Below are 15990 nucleotides of genomic sequence, written 5' to 3'. Positions count from 1 at the left end.
ATGCAGGATGGGCCGTCACGACCGTTTGGCCGTCGCGATCGCCTCGGGCAGGGTGAAGCAGTTCTCGTAGAGCGCGCGTCCGACGATGGCCCCGTGACAGCCCAGCGCCTTGACCGCGGCGATATCGTCCAGCGAGGAAACGCCGCCCGAGGCCTGCAACACCAGATCCGGCCGACGGCTGCGGATCTCGGCCAGCAGGTCCAGGTTCGGCCCGGTCAGGGCGCCGTCACGACCGACATCGGTCACCAGCAGGTGTTTGGCCGTCCCCTTGGGATACCGATCCAGCGCCTCCCAAAGCGTCATGCCCGAGGACTGGGTCCAACCCTTCAGTGCAGGCACCGGCACGCCGTCCTCGATCTTGACATCCAGGGCTAGGGTGATGCGCTCGACGCCGAAGGTTTCCAGCCAGTTGGCCACCGCCTCAGGCTGGGTCACCGCCAAGGAGCCTACGACGACGCGCGACACGCCGGCGTCCAGTAGCTTTTTCACATCGTCGGCGCTGCGCACGCCGCCGCCCGACTGCACCTTGACGTCGATGGCCTGGGTCAGTTCGCCGATCAGGGCGTGCTGACGCGCCTCGCCCGCCTCGGCTCCGTCCAGATCGACGATGTGGATCCACTCCGCGCCCTCGGCCGCAAAGGTCGTCAGGCGGGCAGCCGGCTGCTGGTCGTAATGCGTCACCTGGGCGAAGTCGCCGTGCATCAGGCGCACGCAGACGCCGTCCTTCAGGTCGATGGCGGGGTAGATCAGCATGACAGGCCCAGGAAGTTCTTGAGGATGGTCGCCCCGGCCTCGGCCGAGCGTTCGGGGTGGAACTGGCAGCCCCAGCGGTTGGCGGATCGAACCACAGCCGGAACGACGCCGCCATAGTCGGCGCGCGCCAGGGTCGCCGGTCCGTCGGGACAGACGAAGCCGTGGACAAAATAGGCATAGGCGCCGTCGGCGACGCCCTCCAGCAAGGGGTCGTCGCGGTCGCGCATCAACCGGCTCCAGCCCATGTGCGGCACCGGCAGATCGCCCGCAGGCTTCAGCCGGGTCACCGCGCCGGGAATGAGACCCAGCAGATCGACGCCGTCGCCCTCGTCGCTCAATCCGAACAGCAGTTGCTGACCCAGGCAGACACCCAGCAGGGGGCGCGGGAAGGCGCGGATCGGCGCGATCAGACCCAGGTCCGACAGACGCTTCATGGCGTATCCGGCCGCGCCGACGCCAGGCAGGATCACCCGTTCAGCCTCGGCGATGACGGCGGGATCGTCGGTCAGGCGCACGGTCGCGCCCAGCCGCTCCAGCGCGAACTGGACCGAGGCGACATTGCCGGCGCCGTATGCGATGACGGCGACCTCGGTCACAGCACACCTTTAGTCGACGGCACGGCGTCGCCCTCGACCCGGATGGCCTGGCGCAGGGCGCGGCCGAAGGCCTTGTAGACGGCTTCGGTCTTGTGGTGGTCGTCCTGGCCCGTGACCTTGATGTGCACGGCCGCGCCCATGGCCTCGGCCAGAGACCGGAAGACGTGGGCGGTCAGGTCGGTGCGGTAGTCGCCGATGAAGGGGGTCTCGAACGTGCCCTCGAACAGCGGATAGGGGCGGCCGGACAGGTCGATCGAGACCGTGGCATTGGCCTCGTCCATCGGCAGGACGAAGCCATAGCGAGCGATGCCCTTGCGCTCGCCCAACGCCTGTTTCAACGCCTGGCCAAGAGCGATGGCGCTGTCCTCGATCGTGTGGTGCGGATCGGTGTGCAGGTCGCCTTCGCATTGCAGACGCAGCGAGAAGCCGCCGTGGGCCGCGATCTGCTCCAGCATGTGATCGAAGAAGCCGACGCCGGTCTCGATCTTCACCGGACCGGGCGCATCCAGATCGACGGCGCAGACGATCCGGGTTTCCTTGGTGTCGCGCACCGCCTGACCAACGCGGGCGGGGCGGCGCTTGGCGGGCGTCAGGCCGAAGGCGGCGAGCAGCCGGTCGTTGACCTCGGACTTGATCGAGATCGGCAGGCGCAGACGCTCGCCGGACAGATCGGCCTCGACGCCGTAGGCTTTCAGACCAGCCAGGGCGGCGGCAGGCTCCTCTGGGCGAGCCATGATGATGGGACCGACGCCCGGTTCGACTGGCATCTGGCGACCCAGTTCGCGCACAACCCGTTCGCGCTCGCGCCGGACCGAGGCGATCCGCTCGGCAGTCTCGATCATCCGCGACGGATCGAGCGCCTGCATCGCCAGCCGAACCAGCGGTTCGGGCAGGGCATAGGGTTCCAGCACTGACGCCAGACGCACCAGGGTCTGGGCTTGGGCGATCGCCGCGCCGACGCGGGCGCCGGCCAATCCATAGGCCAGGGACAGGCTGCGCAGCACGACCAAGTTCGGCTGATCGCTAACGACCGTCACGGCCGAGGCGCTGTCGGAGAATTCAATCAGTCCCTCGTCCACCACCAGCAGGGCGGGGGCGACGCGGGCGGCCATTTCGCCGACGGCTTCGGGCGAGCCCAGAGCGCGGATGACGACGATACTTTTCTCTGGGGCCGTTTCGCCCTTGGCCGGATAGATGGCGGCAAGACTGGCATAGGGTTCGGCCTTCGGGGCCTCGACCGATCCCCCGTCGCGAGCGGCGAGGCGCCAGGCCAGTTCCAGTCCGTGGGTCAGGCCGCGCACCGGCAGCACCTGTTCGGCAGGCACGCCATAGACGGCGGCCATGCGAGCGGCGAGGGCGGAGGCGTCGTCGGGATAGCGATCCAGACCTTCGCTGCCGGAAACCAGCGGCGGATAAGGGGCAGGCAGGGTCATCCTTCGGCCCTTAGATCGGCGGCGCGGGCGTGGGCTTCCAGGCCCTCCATCCGGGCCAGACGGGCGGCGATGGGCGCAAGCTGACGGGCGCCGGCCTCGGTCACCAACTGGACCGACATGGTGGTCATGAAGCTGGCGGTGGTGACGCCGCCGAGGGTGCGGGCGCCGCCGTCGGTCGGCAGGACGTGGCTGGGACCAGCGGCGTAGTCACCCAGCGTCTCGGCGGCGAACCGGCCGACGAACACGGCCCCGGCGGCCTTGATCGAATCGACCAGCGGCTCGGGATCGTCGATCTGGATCGCCAGGTGTTCGGGACCATAGAGGTTGGCGACTTCTGCGGCCGCGTCGAGGTCGCGCACCAGGATGGCGCGGGCTTCGTTCAGAGAGGCGCGGGCGATGGCTTCGCGGGGCAGGGTTGCGACCTGCACCTCCACCTCGCTCAGGATGTAGTCGATGGTGGCGCGGCTGGTGGAGACCAGCAGAACCTGCGCATCCGCATCGTGTTCGGCTTGGCTGAGCAGGTCGGCGGCGGCGATCTCGGGCGCGGCGTCGCGATCGACGATGACCATCAACTCCGACGGGCCGGCCGGCATGTCGACGGCGGGACCGCCTGGCAGGGCGGAGGCCTGCTTCTTGGCCTCGGCCACATAGGCGTTGCCGGGTCCGAACAACTTGTCACAGGCCGGAATGACCCCGTCTTCCAACTCGACGCCGAAGGTCAGGGCGGCGATGGCCTGGGCGCCGCCCATCAACCAGATGGCGTCCAGTTCCGCCTCTGCGGCGGCCAGGATCATGGCGGGGTGGATGCCGCCCTCCTTGTTCGGCGGCGTGACGGCGACGCGCTGGCCCACGCCCGCGACGCCGGCCGGAATGGCCAGCATCAGCAGCGAAGAAAACAGCGGCGCGGTGCCGCCGGGAATGTAGAGGCCGGCCGAGGCGATGGGACGCCAGGCCAGTTTGGACCGCACGCCGGGCGTCGTCTCGATAAAGGGAGTGTCCTCGGGCCGGGTCGCCTGGTGGAAGACGCGCACATTGTCGGCGGCCATGCGCAGGGCGCGCACGTCGCCGGGCGGCAGGGCGTTGCGCGCCTCGGCCACAGTCTCGGGCGTGATGGCGATGCGACGGGGCGGCGCCTTGTCCAGCTTCAGGCACCAGTCGGTCACGGCCTCGCCGCCGCGCTGGCGCACGTCGTCCAGGATGGTGCGCACGACCTCGGTCACGTCGCCGGCGGTGCGTTGGGCGGGGCGGGCCAGGGCGGCCGTCTTGCCGGCCGCGTCGAGGGAAGACCAGTCGATGCGTTTCATCACATCATCTTCTCGATCGGCAGGACCAGGATGGCCGAGGCGCCGGCGGCCTTCAGCTTCTCGAGCGTCTCCCAGAAGACGGCCTCCTGACAGACGGCGTGGACGGCGACCGCATCGTCGCGACCCATCAGGGGCATGACAGTGGGCGAGCCGGCGCCGGGCAGGATGGCGGTGATCTCGTCCAGGGCCGAGCGCGGGGCGTTCAGCATGACGTATTTGGCGCCTTGTGAGGACACCACGCCCGCCATCCGCTCGATGACGCTGTCCAACAGCTGCTGCAAGGCGGGCTCGGGCGCCACGGGCGACTGGATCAGCACGGCCTGGCTTTCCAGAACCGTATCCTTGGCCCCCAGGCCGTTGGCCTCCAGCGTCGCGCCGGTCGAGACGAGGTCGCAGATGGCGGCGGCCAGTTTCAGCCGGGGGGCGACCTCGACGGCCCCGCGCATGACCACGATGTCGGCCTTGACCCCGCGTTCGTCGAGGAAGCGGCGCAGGATCTTCGGGTAGGAGGTGGCGATGCGCAGACCGTCCAGCGAGGCCGGACCGTCATAGGCCAGGGTCGGAGGCGTGGCGATCTTCAGCGTGCAGCGACCGAAGCCCAGCGGCATGACGATCGAGGCGTTCGGCCCGCCGTTGCGGCCCTCCTCCAGCACATTCTCGCCGACGATGCCCAGATCGCACACGCCGTCCGCCACGAAGGTGGGAATGTCGTCGTCGCGGACGCGCAGCAGGTCGATCGGATAGTTTTCGACCCGGTACAGCAGGTCGTTGTGACCCTTGACCCATTTCAGGCCCGCGTCGCGGATCAGGTCGAGGCTGCGGTCGGCCAGACGGCCGGATTTCTGGACGGCGATGCGAAGCCGGCCCTGCACGGTGCTCATGTTCGGATACTCAGTTCTTGTTCTTCAGGCGGTCCAGAGCGAGGCGATAGCCCTGATGCGGCATGTCTTTCAGATAGCGGGCGACGCGGACGACGGTGGTGGGGCTGGCATGGGCCTCGGCGGCGATCTCGCGATAGGATTTGCCGCCGGCGTCGAGCAGGCGCGCGACCTGCCAGCGCTCGGAGAAGGCGCGCAGTTCCGCAGGCGTGCAAAGATCGGCCAGAAAGGCGTCGATCTCGGCGCGCGTCTGCATCGACAGCAAGGCGTCATGCAGGTCGTCACGGGCGGGCGGGGTCGTCATGCGCGTTCCACTATGCTGTAACGGTGGAACGGTCAAGGGGGAGGAGACAGATCGTGCCTGGCGCACTATCTGCGTCCCATGACCAAGGTTCTCATCATCGGCGCGGGACACGCTGGCGGCTCCGTCGCGGCGTTCCTGCGGCAGTATGGGCATGAAGGCCCCATTGTATTGGCGGGCGAGGAGGATGCGCCTCCGTATCAGCGGCCGCCCTTGTCCAAGGCCTGGCTGAAGGGAGAGGCGGATCTGGAGGCGCTGCTGCTGCGGCCTCTGAGTTTCTACGCCGAGCAGGACATCGACTTTCGGGCCTCGGTAGTCGCCGTGGCGGTGGACCCTGCCGCGAAGACGGTCGTTTTCCATGACGGCTCGTCGGAGAGCTACGACATCCTTGTGCTGGCGACCGGATCGACGGCGCGCAAGCTGCCGGTTCCGGGCGGGGACCATCCCGATCTGCTGGAACTCCGCACGATGAAGGACGCCGAGCGACTGAAGGCGGTCCTCGGGCCCGGCAAGCGTCTGGCGGTCGTCGGCGGCGGCTATGTTGGGCTGGAGGCGGCGGCCTCGGCGTGGGCCTTGGGCGCCGAGGCGGTGGTGATCGAGCGCGCGCCGCGCGTGCTGGCGCGGGTGGCGTCCGAAACCCTGTCGGCCTTCTTCACGGCGCAGCACCGGGCGCACGGCGTCGAAATCCTGACGGATGCGGAGGTGGTCGCCGTGGCCCGCGACGGCGTGACCCTGGCCGACGGATCGATGGTGTCGGCGGATGCGGTGTTGGTGGGGGTCGGCGCATTGGCGTGCGACGCCCTGGCGCGATCAGCCGGCCTGAACTGCGACGACGGCGTGGTGGTGAACGGCGAGGCGCGCACCAGCGATCCGGCCATCTTCGCCATCGGCGACATGACGCGACGACCCATTCCGGTCCACGGCGGCGTGCATCATCGGCTAGAGAGCGTGCCCAACGCCTTGGAGCAGGCCAAACAGGCGGCGGCCGCCATCGTCGGACGGGCCGGACCGACGCCGGAAGTGCCGTGGTTCTGGTCGGATCAGTATGACGTCAAGCTTCAGATCGCCGGCCTGCCGTTCGACGCCGACCGACAGGTGGTGCGCGGCGATCCGACGGCGTCGGGCTTTGCGGTCTTTCATCTGAACGGCGATCGCATCGTCTGCGTCGAGGCCGTCAACGCTCCGCCCGAGTTCATGGCCGGCAAACAGTTGATCGCCAAGGCGACGCCTGTGGACGTGGACAAGCTGGCCGATCCGACGGTGTCGATGAAGACGGTGGCCGTCGGATAAGGCGTCGCCGCAGTGCAACAAAACTGTTGCGCTTTACGTTCGTGACCGTTCAAGCTGCGACTTCAACGCGGCGGGGGCGGATGACGAGAGCTTTCGACGAAATGAATGGCGGCGGGTCGGGTGCGATCCGCGACAGCTACAAGACGCTGGCGGCGTGGCTGGAAAACGCGCCGGCCGATCTGCTGCAAGCGCGCTCGCGCCAGGCGGAGCTGTTCTTCCGTCGCATGGGCGTGACCTTCGCCGTCTATGGCGACGAGGAGTCCAATGAGCGGCTGATCCCCTTCGATGTCGTGCCGCGCATCATCGGCGCGGACGAATGGGGCGGTCTGGAAAAGGGGCTGAAGCAGCGGGTCACCGCCATCAACGCCTTCCTGAAAGATATCTACGGCCCGCAGGACTGTATCAAGGCGGGCATCGTCCCGGCCGATCTGATCCTGACCAATCCGCATTATCGGCCGGAGATGCAGGGGCGTCGTCCACCGGGCGACGTCTGGTGTCATATTTCGGGTGTGGATCTGGTGCGCACGGGCGAGGACGGCTTCTACGTTTTGGAAGACAACTGCCGCACGCCGTCGGGGGTCTCCTATATGCTGGAGAACCGCGAGATGATGATGCGGCTGTTCCCCGACCTGTTCGCGGAACACGCCGTGCGTCCCGTCGAAATCTACACCGATATGCTGCTGCGCTCGCTGCAGGCCTCGGCGCCGGCAGGGGCGGGGGCGGATCCGACCATCGTCGTGCTGACGCCTGGCCCCTTTAACTCGGCCTACTATGAGCACAGCTTCCTGGCCGACAAGCTGGGCGTCGAGCTGGTCCAGGGCACGGACCTGTTCGTCAATGACGACACGGTCTTCATGCGCACGACCGAGGGGCCCAAGCGCGTCGATGTCATCTATCGCCGCATCGACGACGACTTCCTCGATCCCCTGACCTTTATGCCCAACTCTACCATTGGGGTGCCGGGGTTGATGTCGGCCTATTTCGCCGGGCGGGTGACCTTGGCCAATGCGGTCGGGACGGGCGTGGCCGACGACAAGGCCGTCTATACCTACATGCCCGAGATCATCCGCTTCTTCACGGGTGAGGATGCGATCCTGCAGAACGTGCCGACCTGGCGCTGTCGCGAGCCGGACTCCCTGAAGGAAGTGCTGGATAAGCTGCCGGAACTGGTGGTCAAGGAAGTCGGCGGATCGGGCGGCTACGGCATGCTGGTCGGTCCGACCTCGACCAAGGCCGAGATCGAAGATTTCCGCGCCAAGCTGATCGCCGATCCCGACGACTTCATCGCCCAGCCGACGCTGAGCCTGTCGACGGCGCCGACGCTGAACGGCGGCGCCCTGTCGCCCCGCCACGTCGATCTTAGGCCGTTCGTGCTGTCCAGCCCGGCCGGCGTGCGCGTCGCGCCCGGCGGCCTGACGCGGGTGGCGCTGAAGGAAGGGTCGCTGGTGGTGAACTCCAGCCAGGGCGGCGGAACCAAGGACACCTGGGTGCTGGACAACTGATGCTTTCACGCACCGCAGACAGCCTCTATTGGACCGGACGCTATATGGAGCGGGCGGACTTCCTCGCCCGCATTCTGGAGGCGGCGATCCGTCTCGCCGCCCTGCCGGCGAAAGATCAGGCCGCCGTGACCGCCTGGGCCGGGGCCATCGCCTCGTCGGGGGTCAAGGCCGGCTTTGATGCGACCGGACGCACCGTGTCGGAAAAGTCCGTGCGAGAATATCTGGCCTTCGGCTTCGACAATCCGACCTCGATCAAGGCCTGCATCACCAAGGCGCGGACCAACGCGCGCTCGGTGCGCACCGCCCTGACCATCGAACTGTGGGAGGCGATCAACGGCGCCTGGAACGGTCTGAACGAGTTGGGCGAACCGACCAAGCGCGACGACTTCACCAACTTCCTCGACTTCGTGAAATCGACGTCCCTGGCGGTCGAAGGCGCCTCGTCGCGGACCATGCTGCGCAACGACGCCTACTGGTTCTTGCGACTGGGCATGGCGATCGAGCGGGCCGACAACACCGCACGCCTGCTGGACGTTAAATATCACCTGCTGCTGCCGCCCGGCGAACGGGTGGGGGGGCAACTGGACTACTTCCAGTGGACGACCCTTCTGCGCGAGGTTTCGGCATTGACCGCCTATCGCTGGGTTTACCGCGAAAGCGTGCGGCCTTGGCTGGTGGCGGACCTGCTGGTGCTGAACCGCCAGATGCCGCGCTCGCTGGCCTCATGTCAGGGCATGATCGTCAGCTATCTGGAGAAGCTGGCGACCGACTACGGTCGGCGCGGCCCCGCGCAACGGCTGGCCTCCAATCGCCTCAGCCAGTTTAACGAGGCCAAGATCGAGGACATCTTCCAGTCCGGCCTGCACGAATACATTCAGGGCTTCCTGAACGAGAACAACGCCCTGGCCGCGGCCGTCCACGAACAGTATCTGGTCTGACCATGCGGATCCGGATCGATCATTCCACCCGCTACGCCTACGCCCGGCCCGCGCGGTTCATCGTCCAGATGCTGCGCCTGACGCCCAAGTCGTGTGAGAGCCAGCAGGTCCGCGACTGGCGGATCGAAACCGATGTGGACGCCCGGCTGCGGCGCAGCGAGGACGCGTTCGGCAACATCGTTCACAGCCTCTACACCGAGCGGCCGACCGACGCCCTGACCATCCGCGTCACCGGCGAGGTCTCGACCGTCGAGACGGGCGGCGTCGTGAAAGGGCAGGCCGAACGCCTGTCGCCCATCGTCTATCTGCGCGACACCCCGATGACCAAGGCCGACGCCGGCATCATCGATTTCGCCCGATCCATCCCTGAGGGCGCGACGCTGGGCCGGATGCATCAGTTGATGGGCGCGCTGAAGGATACGGTGGCGTTCGAGGTCGGCTCGACCTCCGCCTCCCACACCGCCGCCGAAGCGTTCGCCCAGAAGCGCGGCGTCTGTCAGGACCATTCGCAGATCTTCATCTCAGCCGCACGCCTGCTGGGCGTGCCGGCCCGCTATGTTTCGGGCCACCTCAGCCGCCAGGACGGACGCCACGATCAGGACGCCGCCCATGCCTGGGCCGAGGCCTGGGTCGAGAATCTGGGCTGGGTCGGGTTCGATCCGGCGAACGGCATCTGTCCCACCGAACATTATGTCCGGGTCGCGGTCGGCCTGGACGCGCGCGGCGCCACCCCGATCCGGGGCACGAGCTATGGCGGCGGCCAGGAGCAACTGACCGTCGCCCTGAATGTGCGGCCGGTGCAACAGAGCCAGCAACAACTGCAATCCAGTGGATGGCCCCGATAGGCATGACGCGCGAATCTGTTAGCGTCTGGGGATTCGCAACGCGGGGAGCGAATAGAGCGAAGTGACCTATTGCGTAGGCATGCTGGTGGACGACGGGTTGGCGATGATCGCCGACACGCGCACCAATGCGGGCGTGGACAACATCTCGTCCTATCGCAAACTGCACATCTACAAGTCGCCGGGCGAGCGGATCCTGGCAGTTGCGACGGCGGGCAATCTGTCGGTCACCCAGACGGCGCTGGCCATGGTCGCAGCCGGGGTCAAACTGCCGGACTCCACCGAGCTTGAAACGCTCCAGACCGCCCCGACCCTGTTCCGCGCCGCCCAACTTCTGGGTCATGCGATGGCCAGCGTGCGCGCCAGCATCAATACCCCGCCGACGCCGACCGCCGACGGGCTGAATGTCACAGCCTCGATGCTGCTGGGCGGTCAGATCGCCGGCGGCAAGATGGGGCTGTATCTGATCTACGGGCAGGGCAACTTCATCGAATGCGGGCCCGATACGCCCTATCTGCAGATCGGCGAGCTGAAATACGGCAAGCCCATTCTAGATCGCGCCCTGCACAGCTCCACCTCCCTGTCCGAGGCGGTGAAGCTGGGGCTGATCTCGTTCGATTCGACCATCCGCTCGAACATCGCCGTCGGCCCGCCGCTGGACCTGATCGTCATGCCGCGCGACCAACTGACCGGCACGGCGCGGCGCATCGAGGCGGATGATCCCTATTTCCGCGATCTGGGCCGGCGTTGGTCCGAAGCCTTGGCCGCCGCCCACCGCGCCATGCCCGATCCGACCTGGCTGGATATCGACACGTCGGCGCCTAAGAGGAGCATCAGCGCCGTCGGCTAATTAAGATTGCGATTTGTTCGCAATTATCTTGTGCCTTCCTGTGGAGCTGGTTATTGCGAGCGCATCGCAAAATCAGACCAAAAGGTCGCAAGACTATGTCCGAATCCCGCGCCGCCGCGCTCCGCTCGCTTCTGTTCGCCTCCAGCGCCGCCGGCATGCTGGTCGCCGCTCCCGCCATCGCCGCTGACGTGACCGCCGAGGACGGCGTGGTCGTCACGGCTGACCAGTCCCAGCCCGCCAATCTGGGCACGATCGATGTCAACGGTCAGTTCAAGAAGCCGGCGCCCGTCAGTCCCGAGTTCGTCGCGCCCTTGGTGGATACCCCGCGCGCCGTGACGGTCATCCCCCAGGCCATTATCGAACAGACCTCGGCCTCGTCCTTGCAGGACCTGCTGGCCAACTCCCCCGGCATCACCTTCGGGGCGGGCGAGGGCGGTCAGCCCCTGGCCGATCGCCCCTTCATCCGGGGGCAATCGTCGGGCAACAACATCTTCGTAGACGGCATTCGCGACACGGGCGGCCAGCAGCGGGAGGTCTTCAACCTGGAACAGGTCGAGGTCATCAAGGGGCCGGACGCCGTCTATTCGGGACGCGGTTCGGGCGGCGGTAGTATCAACCTGGCCTCCAAATCGCCAAAGCTGAACGCGTTCACCAATGTCAGCGCGGGCGCGGGCACCGACGGCTATCTGCGCGGCACGGTCGACGCGAACCTGCCGCTGGGCGAGACCGCCGCCCTGCGCATCAACCTGATGGGCGCCCAGGGCGACGTGCCCGGCCGCGACGCCGTCGATTACGACAAATGGGGTGCGGCCATCAGCCTGGGCGCCGGCCTGGGCACGCCGTCGTCGATGGTCTTCAGCTACTACCACCTGACGAGCGACCAGATGCCCGACTACGGCATCCCGCTGTTCACCAAGATCCAGTCGCGCACAACCGACAGCGGCGTTCTGGATGTGCCCTATGATAGCTTCTATGGGCTGAAGGCGCGCGACTACCTGACCAATGAGGTCGATGCGTTCACCTTCAAGGCCGAGCATCGCCTCAACGATTTCGCCACGATCCGCAACGTGAGCCGCTATTCGCAGACGCTGAATGACTACATCGTCACCAACCCCGGCGACGGCGGCTATGTCGGACGGGCGGCGGACGGCACCTACTGGATGAAGCGGGGCACCAAGACCCGTTGGAACCCGGTCACCACCCTGGCCAATGTGACCGATGTCTTCGGACAGTTCGCCACCGGCTCGATCAAGCACAGCTATGACGTCGGCGTGGAGCTGTCGCGCGAGCACAACAAGAACGCCTCCTATTCGACCTACACCACTTCGGGCTCGGCCTGTCCGACCGGTCTGACGACCGTCACCGGGTCGTATCCGACCGCCGCCGGGGCGCTGGGCGCCGGCGACTGCACCCCGGTCTACAATCCCAATTCCGACGACGCCTGGACCGGCGTGATCAACCGCGGCCCGACCAGCTCGAACACGACCGAGGCCATCGGCGTCTATGCGAACGACAGCATCACCCTGACCGAGCGACTGATCCTGAACCTGGGCGTTCGCTGGGACCAGTATTCGGTCAAGGGCGTGAATGCGACCGCGACCCAGTCGGCCGGCGTCTGGACGACAACGGGCTATACGGCCGTTCCGGAACAGACCTGGGAGTTCACCAACTATCAGGTCGGTCTGGTGTTCAAGCCGACGCAGAACAGCAGCGTCTATGCGTCCTGGTCCACCTCTTCGACGCCGCCGACCATCTCGGCGGGCGATCAGAACGCCTCGGGCGGCACGGGCACGGTCGATGGCGTCGCCAACACCGTTCTGGATCCGGAAGACACCGAAAGCTTCGAGATCGGCGCCAAGGCCAATGTCCTGAACGACCGTCTCGCCCTGTCGGCGGCCGCCTTCCATCTGACCCGCAAGAACGCGCTGATCCTGGTTGAGCCCAATGTCTTCCGTCAGGAGGGCGAGGTCGAGGTCAACGGCTTCGAGCTGGGCGTGTCGGGCAGCATCACGCCGAAGTGGACCGTGTTCGGCGGCTATACCTACATGGACTCCGAACTGACCAAGGCGGCCGTGGTCGTGTCGGGCACGACGCCGGTCGCAACGGTCAATCCGCTGCAAGGCCTGCCGCTGGCCAATACGCCCAAGCACAGCGCGAGCCTGTTCACCACCTATCGCGTCCTGCCCCGGCTGACGGTCGGCGGCGGCGTCTACTACACGTCCAAATCTCTGGGCGGGAACCAGGGCGGCGCGGGCGGCGGGAACAACCGCATCTATGCGCCCGAATGGACCCGCGTGGACGCCTTCGCCGCCTATGATCTGACGGATCGCGCGACGCTTCAGCTGAACGTCAAGAATGCGACGGACGAGGAATACATCATGCGCACCAACGGCGTTCACCACGCCGACGTGGCCGCAGGTCGCCAGGCCATCCTGGCCCTGAACCTGCGCTTCTAAAGGCCGTTTTCACGGCCTAGTCTGACGGCCCCGCGATCCCCCGCGGGGCCGTTTCGTCTTTCATCGAGAACGCCCGTGCTGCTGCAGATTCCGGAAGTCTTCTCCAAGGCCGAGGTCAAGGCTTTGCGCGCGCGGCTGGACGCCGGGCCGTGGGCGGACGGCAACGCCACCTCGGGCCATCAATCGGCGACGGCGAAGAAGAACCTTCAACTGCCCGAAGAGTCGGACGTGGCGAAGGAGGTCTCGGCCCTCGTCGTCCAGGCTCTGAACGCCAATCCGATGTTTGTGGCGGCGGCCCTTCCGCACACGATCTTTCCGCCCTTGTTCAACCGCTACGAAGCCGGGGGTGAGTTCGGACTGCACGTCGACAACGCCATCCGCCAGTCCCGCAACGGCGGGGCGATCCGCATTCGCAGCGACCTGTCGGCGACCTTGTTCCTGTCCGAGCCCGAGGACTACGACGGCGGCGAACTGATCATCGAGGAGATGTACGGGTCCCAGGCGATCAAGCTGCCGGCTGGCGATCTGGTCCTCTATCCCTCCAAGAGCCTGCACCGGGTCACGCCGGTGACGCGTGGCGCGCGGGTGTCGTCCTTCATGTGGATGCAGAGCCTGGTCCGCGACGACTCCGATCGCGAGACCCTGTTCCGTCTGGACATCGCCACCCAGCGCGTGGCGACCGAGAGGGGACCGAAGGATCAGGCGGTGATCGAATTGACCGGCGTCTATCACAATCTGCTGCGGCGCTGGACCGAGGTCTGACGCCCAAGGCGCCACGACGCCGCTAAATGCTATTGCAACCCGTTCGCAACAATGGCACAGCGAGCCCGTGACCGAACTCGCCACACAGCGTCAGGCCGAAACCGCAGCCAAGGGGCCCAAACCCAAGGCGGCGCTGAACGGCGCACGGTCGTTCTGGCTGAAGCAGCTGCATAGCTGGCACTGGATTTCCGCGGCGGTCAGCCTGGTCGGCATGATCCTGTTCGCGGTCACCGGCATCACCCTGAACCACGCGGCCTCGATCCCCGGCGATCCGGTCACGGTCGAACAGACCGCGACCTTGCCGGCGCCCCTGCTGCAGCGGCTGGCCAGCTTCCCGCAGGAGACGACCGATCCTGTCCCTGAGGCTGTCGCGCGCTGGGCGTCCGAGGCGCTCAAGGTCGAGATCGCCGGCAAGCCGACCGAGACAACGGCGCAAGAGGTCTATGTCGCCTTGGCCATGCCTGGCGGCGACGGATGGCTCACTATCGACCGTTCGACCGGCGAGACCCTGCACGAGAAGACGACGCGCGGCTGGATCGCCTACCTCAACGACCTGCACAAGGGTCGCAACGCCGGCGTGGTCTGGTTCTGGTTCATCGACGTGTTCGCGGCGGCCTGCGTCATCTTCGCCGTCACGGGCCTAGGTCTGATGCTCCTGCACGCCAAAGGTCGGCCCTCGACCTGGCCGCTGGCGGCTCTGGGCCTGCTGATCCCCGTCGTCATCGCCCTGATCTTCATTCACTGACGAGTTTTCCGATGCGCCTTCTTCCCGTCGTCATCACCACCGTCGGCCTGGCCGCCGCCGCTGCGCCCGCCATGGCCGCCGACCTGACGGTGTCGGTCGAGATTCCGCGTCTGAACACCGCCTCGTATCATCGCCCCTATGTCGCGGTGTGGATCGAAAAGCCGGACCAGTCCGCCGAACGCACCCTGGCGGTCTGGTATCAGCAGACCCGCAACAACGAGGGCGACGGCAAGGACTGGCTGAAGGATTTGCGCACCTGGTGGCGCAAGGGTGGCCGGGCCATGAGCCTGCCAGCCGACGGCGTATCCGGCGCCACGCGCGCGCCGGGCCGCCAGACCGTCACCGTGCCCGCCGCCCGGCTGCGCAACCTTCAGCCCGGCCAGTACAACATTGTCGTCGAGGCGGCCCGCGAACTGGGCGGACGCGAAGTCGTGCGCGTGCCCTTCCGCTGGGGCGCGGCCAACACCGGCGCCGGGACCGGCTCCACCGAACTGGGCGCCGTGCGCGTCGCCGTCTCTCGCTAAGGATCATGACCATGAAGAAGACGATCGCCCTGCTGACGCTGGCCGCAGCACTGGCCGCCCCCATGGCCGCCCAGGCCCACCGCGCCTGGCTGGCGCCCACCGCCACGACCCTGTCGGGCACGGACGCCTGGGTCGGATTCGACGCCGGCATGTCCAACAAGGTGTTCGATCCCGACCACGCCGCCATGCGGATGACCGGCCTCACCATCACGGCGCCGGACGGTTCGGCGGTTCAGCCCGAGCATGCCATGCAGGGTCAGTATCGCTCCACCTTCGACGCCCATCTGACGCAGAACGGCACCTACAAGATCGCCAACGTCATGAACGGCGTGATGGCCAGCTACACCCTGAACGGCGAACAGAAGCGCTGGCGCGGCGCGGCCTCGGACTACCCGGCGGGCCTGCCCGAGGGCGCGACCAATGTTCAGGCGACCCGCACCGCCAGCCGCATCGAGACCTTCGTCACCCTGAACAATCCGACCGACACCGTGTTCAAGACGACCGGCGAGGGGCTTGAACTGGTTCCCGTCACCCACCCGAACGACCTGGTGGTGGGCGAACCCGCCACCTTCAAACTGCTGAACAATGGCCAGCCGGCGGCGGACATCGACGTCACCGTGGCGCGCGGCGGCCTGCGCTACCGCGACAACCCCGAGGAATCGACGCTCAAGACCAACGCCGAGGGCGCCTTCACCATCACCTGGCCGGAAGCCGGCATGTATTGGCTGAACGCCTCCGTCCGCACCGAAGGCCAGGGTGAAACGCTGGGTTCCAACGCCAGCTATGTGGCGGCGATGGAAGTCCTGCCCTAAGCGA

16 protein-coding genes are annotated in these 15990 nt (G+C 67.0%); 10 read left to right on the top strand and 6 right to left on the bottom strand.

The genetic code is table 11. The annotated features are described in order from the left end of the window. Positions 1–15: 15 nt before the first annotated feature. The 6 genes from hisA to BVE01S_RS02680 are packed head-to-tail and all read right to left on the bottom strand — an operon-like array spanning position 16 to position 5268. Positions 16–753, bottom strand: a complete 738-nt coding sequence (gene hisA, locus BVE01S_RS02705) for a 1-(5-phosphoribosyl)-5-[(5-phosphoribosylamino)methylideneamino]imidazole-4-carboxamide isomerase (RefSeq protein WP_066623894.1) — start codon at positions 751–753, stop codon at positions 16–18. Continuing rightward, on the bottom strand, positions 747–1349 hold the full coding sequence (hisH, locus tag BVE01S_RS02700; RefSeq protein ID WP_066623892.1) for an imidazole glycerol phosphate synthase subunit HisH: 603 nt from the start codon (positions 1347–1349) through the stop codon (positions 747–749). Before hisH ends, hisA begins: the two co-directional genes overlap by 7 nt. Beyond that, on the bottom strand, positions 1346–2782 hold the full coding sequence (gene hisB / locus BVE01S_RS02695; RefSeq protein ID WP_066623889.1) for an imidazoleglycerol-phosphate dehydratase HisB: 1437 nt from the start codon (positions 2780–2782) through the stop codon (positions 1346–1348). The genes hisH and hisB overlap by 4 nt, the downstream gene beginning before the upstream one ends. Next, positions 2779–4086, bottom strand: coding sequence for a histidinol dehydrogenase (hisD, locus tag BVE01S_RS02690; protein ID WP_066623887.1), 1308 nt, complete (start codon positions 4084–4086; stop codon positions 2779–2781). The genes hisB and hisD overlap by 4 nt, the downstream gene beginning before the upstream one ends. Further along, on the bottom strand, positions 4086–4967 hold the full coding sequence (hisG, locus tag BVE01S_RS02685) for an ATP phosphoribosyltransferase (RefSeq protein WP_055752833.1): 882 nt from the start codon (positions 4965–4967) through the stop codon (positions 4086–4088). Before hisG ends, hisD begins: the two co-directional genes overlap by 1 nt. A 10-nt stretch (positions 4968–4977) precedes the next feature. Beyond that, entirely contained in the window at positions 4978–5268 is a 291-nt protein-coding gene (locus BVE01S_RS02680; protein WP_017504407.1) for a YerC/YecD family TrpR-related protein, read from the bottom strand. Between the two features lie 78 nt (positions 5269–5346). Between BVE01S_RS02680 and BVE01S_RS02675 the strand changes: the two genes are divergently transcribed. The 10 genes from BVE01S_RS02675 (at position 5347) to BVE01S_RS02630 (ending at position 15986) form a co-directional block, all read left to right on the top strand. Then, positions 5347–6555 carry an NAD(P)/FAD-dependent oxidoreductase gene (locus BVE01S_RS02675; protein WP_066623885.1) on the top strand — a complete coding sequence of 403 codons (1209 nt, stop codon included), beginning with the start codon at positions 5347–5349 and terminating at the stop codon, positions 6553–6555. 80 nt (positions 6556–6635) lie between these two features. Next, a complete protein-coding gene (locus BVE01S_RS02670) occupies positions 6636–8057 on the top strand; it encodes a circularly permuted type 2 ATP-grasp protein (protein WP_066623883.1) in 1422 nt (473 codons plus the stop codon). Next, positions 8057–8995 carry an alpha-E domain-containing protein gene (locus BVE01S_RS02665; protein WP_039244207.1) on the top strand — a complete coding sequence of 313 codons (939 nt, stop codon included), beginning with the start codon at positions 8057–8059 and terminating at the stop codon, positions 8993–8995. The genes BVE01S_RS02670 and BVE01S_RS02665 overlap by 1 nt, the downstream gene beginning before the upstream one ends. A gap of 2 nt (positions 8996–8997) precedes the next feature. After that, complete coding sequence (locus tag BVE01S_RS02660) at positions 8998–9840, top strand: transglutaminase family protein (protein WP_066623881.1); 843 nt, start codon at positions 8998–9000, stop codon at positions 9838–9840. 61 nt (positions 9841–9901) lie between these two features. After that, a complete protein-coding gene (locus BVE01S_RS02655) occupies positions 9902–10687 on the top strand; it encodes a proteasome-type protease (RefSeq protein WP_066623878.1) in 786 nt (261 codons plus the stop codon). 95 nt (positions 10688–10782) lie between these two features. Continuing rightward, positions 10783–13143 (top strand): TonB-dependent receptor, encoded by a 2361-nt coding sequence (locus BVE01S_RS02650; RefSeq protein WP_066623874.1) that lies wholly within the window; start codon positions 10783–10785, stop codon positions 13141–13143. Between the two features lie 75 nt (positions 13144–13218). Further along, positions 13219–13905: a Fe2+-dependent dioxygenase gene (locus BVE01S_RS02645; protein ID WP_066623871.1), complete on the top strand. Its 687-nt coding sequence runs from the start codon at positions 13219–13221 to the stop codon at positions 13903–13905. A 67-nt stretch (positions 13906–13972) separates the two neighbouring features. Continuing rightward, complete coding sequence (locus tag BVE01S_RS02640) at positions 13973–14650, top strand: PepSY-associated TM helix domain-containing protein (RefSeq protein WP_088582357.1); 678 nt, start codon at positions 13973–13975, stop codon at positions 14648–14650. Positions 14651–14661: 11 nt separating this feature from the next. Next, positions 14662–15174: a DUF2271 domain-containing protein gene (locus tag BVE01S_RS02635; RefSeq protein ID WP_055752840.1), complete on the top strand. Its 513-nt coding sequence runs from the start codon at positions 14662–14664 to the stop codon at positions 15172–15174. Positions 15175–15185: 11 nt separating this feature from the next. Further along, entirely contained in the window at positions 15186–15986 is an 801-nt protein-coding gene (locus tag BVE01S_RS02630; RefSeq protein WP_205678532.1) for a DUF4198 domain-containing protein, read from the top strand. The last annotated feature ends 4 nt before the right edge of the window (positions 15987–15990 follow it).

Origin of the sequence: Brevundimonas vesicularis NBRC 12165, from assembly GCF_001592205.1 — a bacterium.
Taxonomy (GTDB): Bacteria; Pseudomonadota; Alphaproteobacteria; order Caulobacterales; family Caulobacteraceae; genus Brevundimonas; species Brevundimonas vesicularis.
Note: the sequence above shows the minus strand (reverse complement) of the source record. Positions and strands in the feature narration are given on the sequence as shown.

Excerpts from the sequence above, each read along its gene's own strand:
- hisA (WP_066623894.1), bottom strand. The coding sequence starts at position 753 with ATGCTGATCTACCCCGCCATCGACCTGAAGGACGGCGTCTGCGTGCGC.
- hisB (WP_066623889.1), bottom strand. The coding sequence starts at position 2,782 with ATGACCCTGCCTGCCCCTTATCCGCCGCTGGTTTCCGGCAGCGAAGGT.
- hisD (WP_066623887.1), bottom strand. The coding sequence starts at position 4,086 with ATGAAACGCATCGACTGGTCTTCCCTCGACGCGGCCGGCAAGACGGCC.
- hisG (WP_055752833.1), bottom strand. The coding sequence starts at position 4,967 with ATGAGCACCGTGCAGGGCCGGCTTCGCATCGCCGTCCAGAAATCCGGC.
- BVE01S_RS02680 (WP_017504407.1), bottom strand. The coding sequence starts at position 5,268 with ATGACGACCCCGCCCGCCCGTGACGACCTGCATGACGCCTTGCTGTCG.
- BVE01S_RS02675 (WP_066623885.1), top strand. The coding sequence starts at position 5,347 with ATGACCAAGGTTCTCATCATCGGCGCGGGACACGCTGGCGGCTCCGTC.
- BVE01S_RS02670 (WP_066623883.1), top strand. The coding sequence starts at position 6,636 with ATGACGAGAGCTTTCGACGAAATGAATGGCGGCGGGTCGGGTGCGATC.
- BVE01S_RS02665 (WP_039244207.1), top strand. The coding sequence starts at position 8,057 with ATGCTTTCACGCACCGCAGACAGCCTCTATTGGACCGGACGCTATATG.
- BVE01S_RS02660 (WP_066623881.1), top strand. The coding sequence starts at position 8,998 with ATGCGGATCCGGATCGATCATTCCACCCGCTACGCCTACGCCCGGCCC.
- BVE01S_RS02650 (WP_066623874.1), top strand. The coding sequence starts at position 10,783 with ATGTCCGAATCCCGCGCCGCCGCGCTCCGCTCGCTTCTGTTCGCCTCC.
- BVE01S_RS02635 (WP_055752840.1), top strand. The coding sequence starts at position 14,662 with ATGCGCCTTCTTCCCGTCGTCATCACCACCGTCGGCCTGGCCGCCGCC.
- BVE01S_RS02630 (WP_205678532.1), top strand. The coding sequence starts at position 15,186 with ATGAAGAAGACGATCGCCCTGCTGACGCTGGCCGCAGCACTGGCCGCC.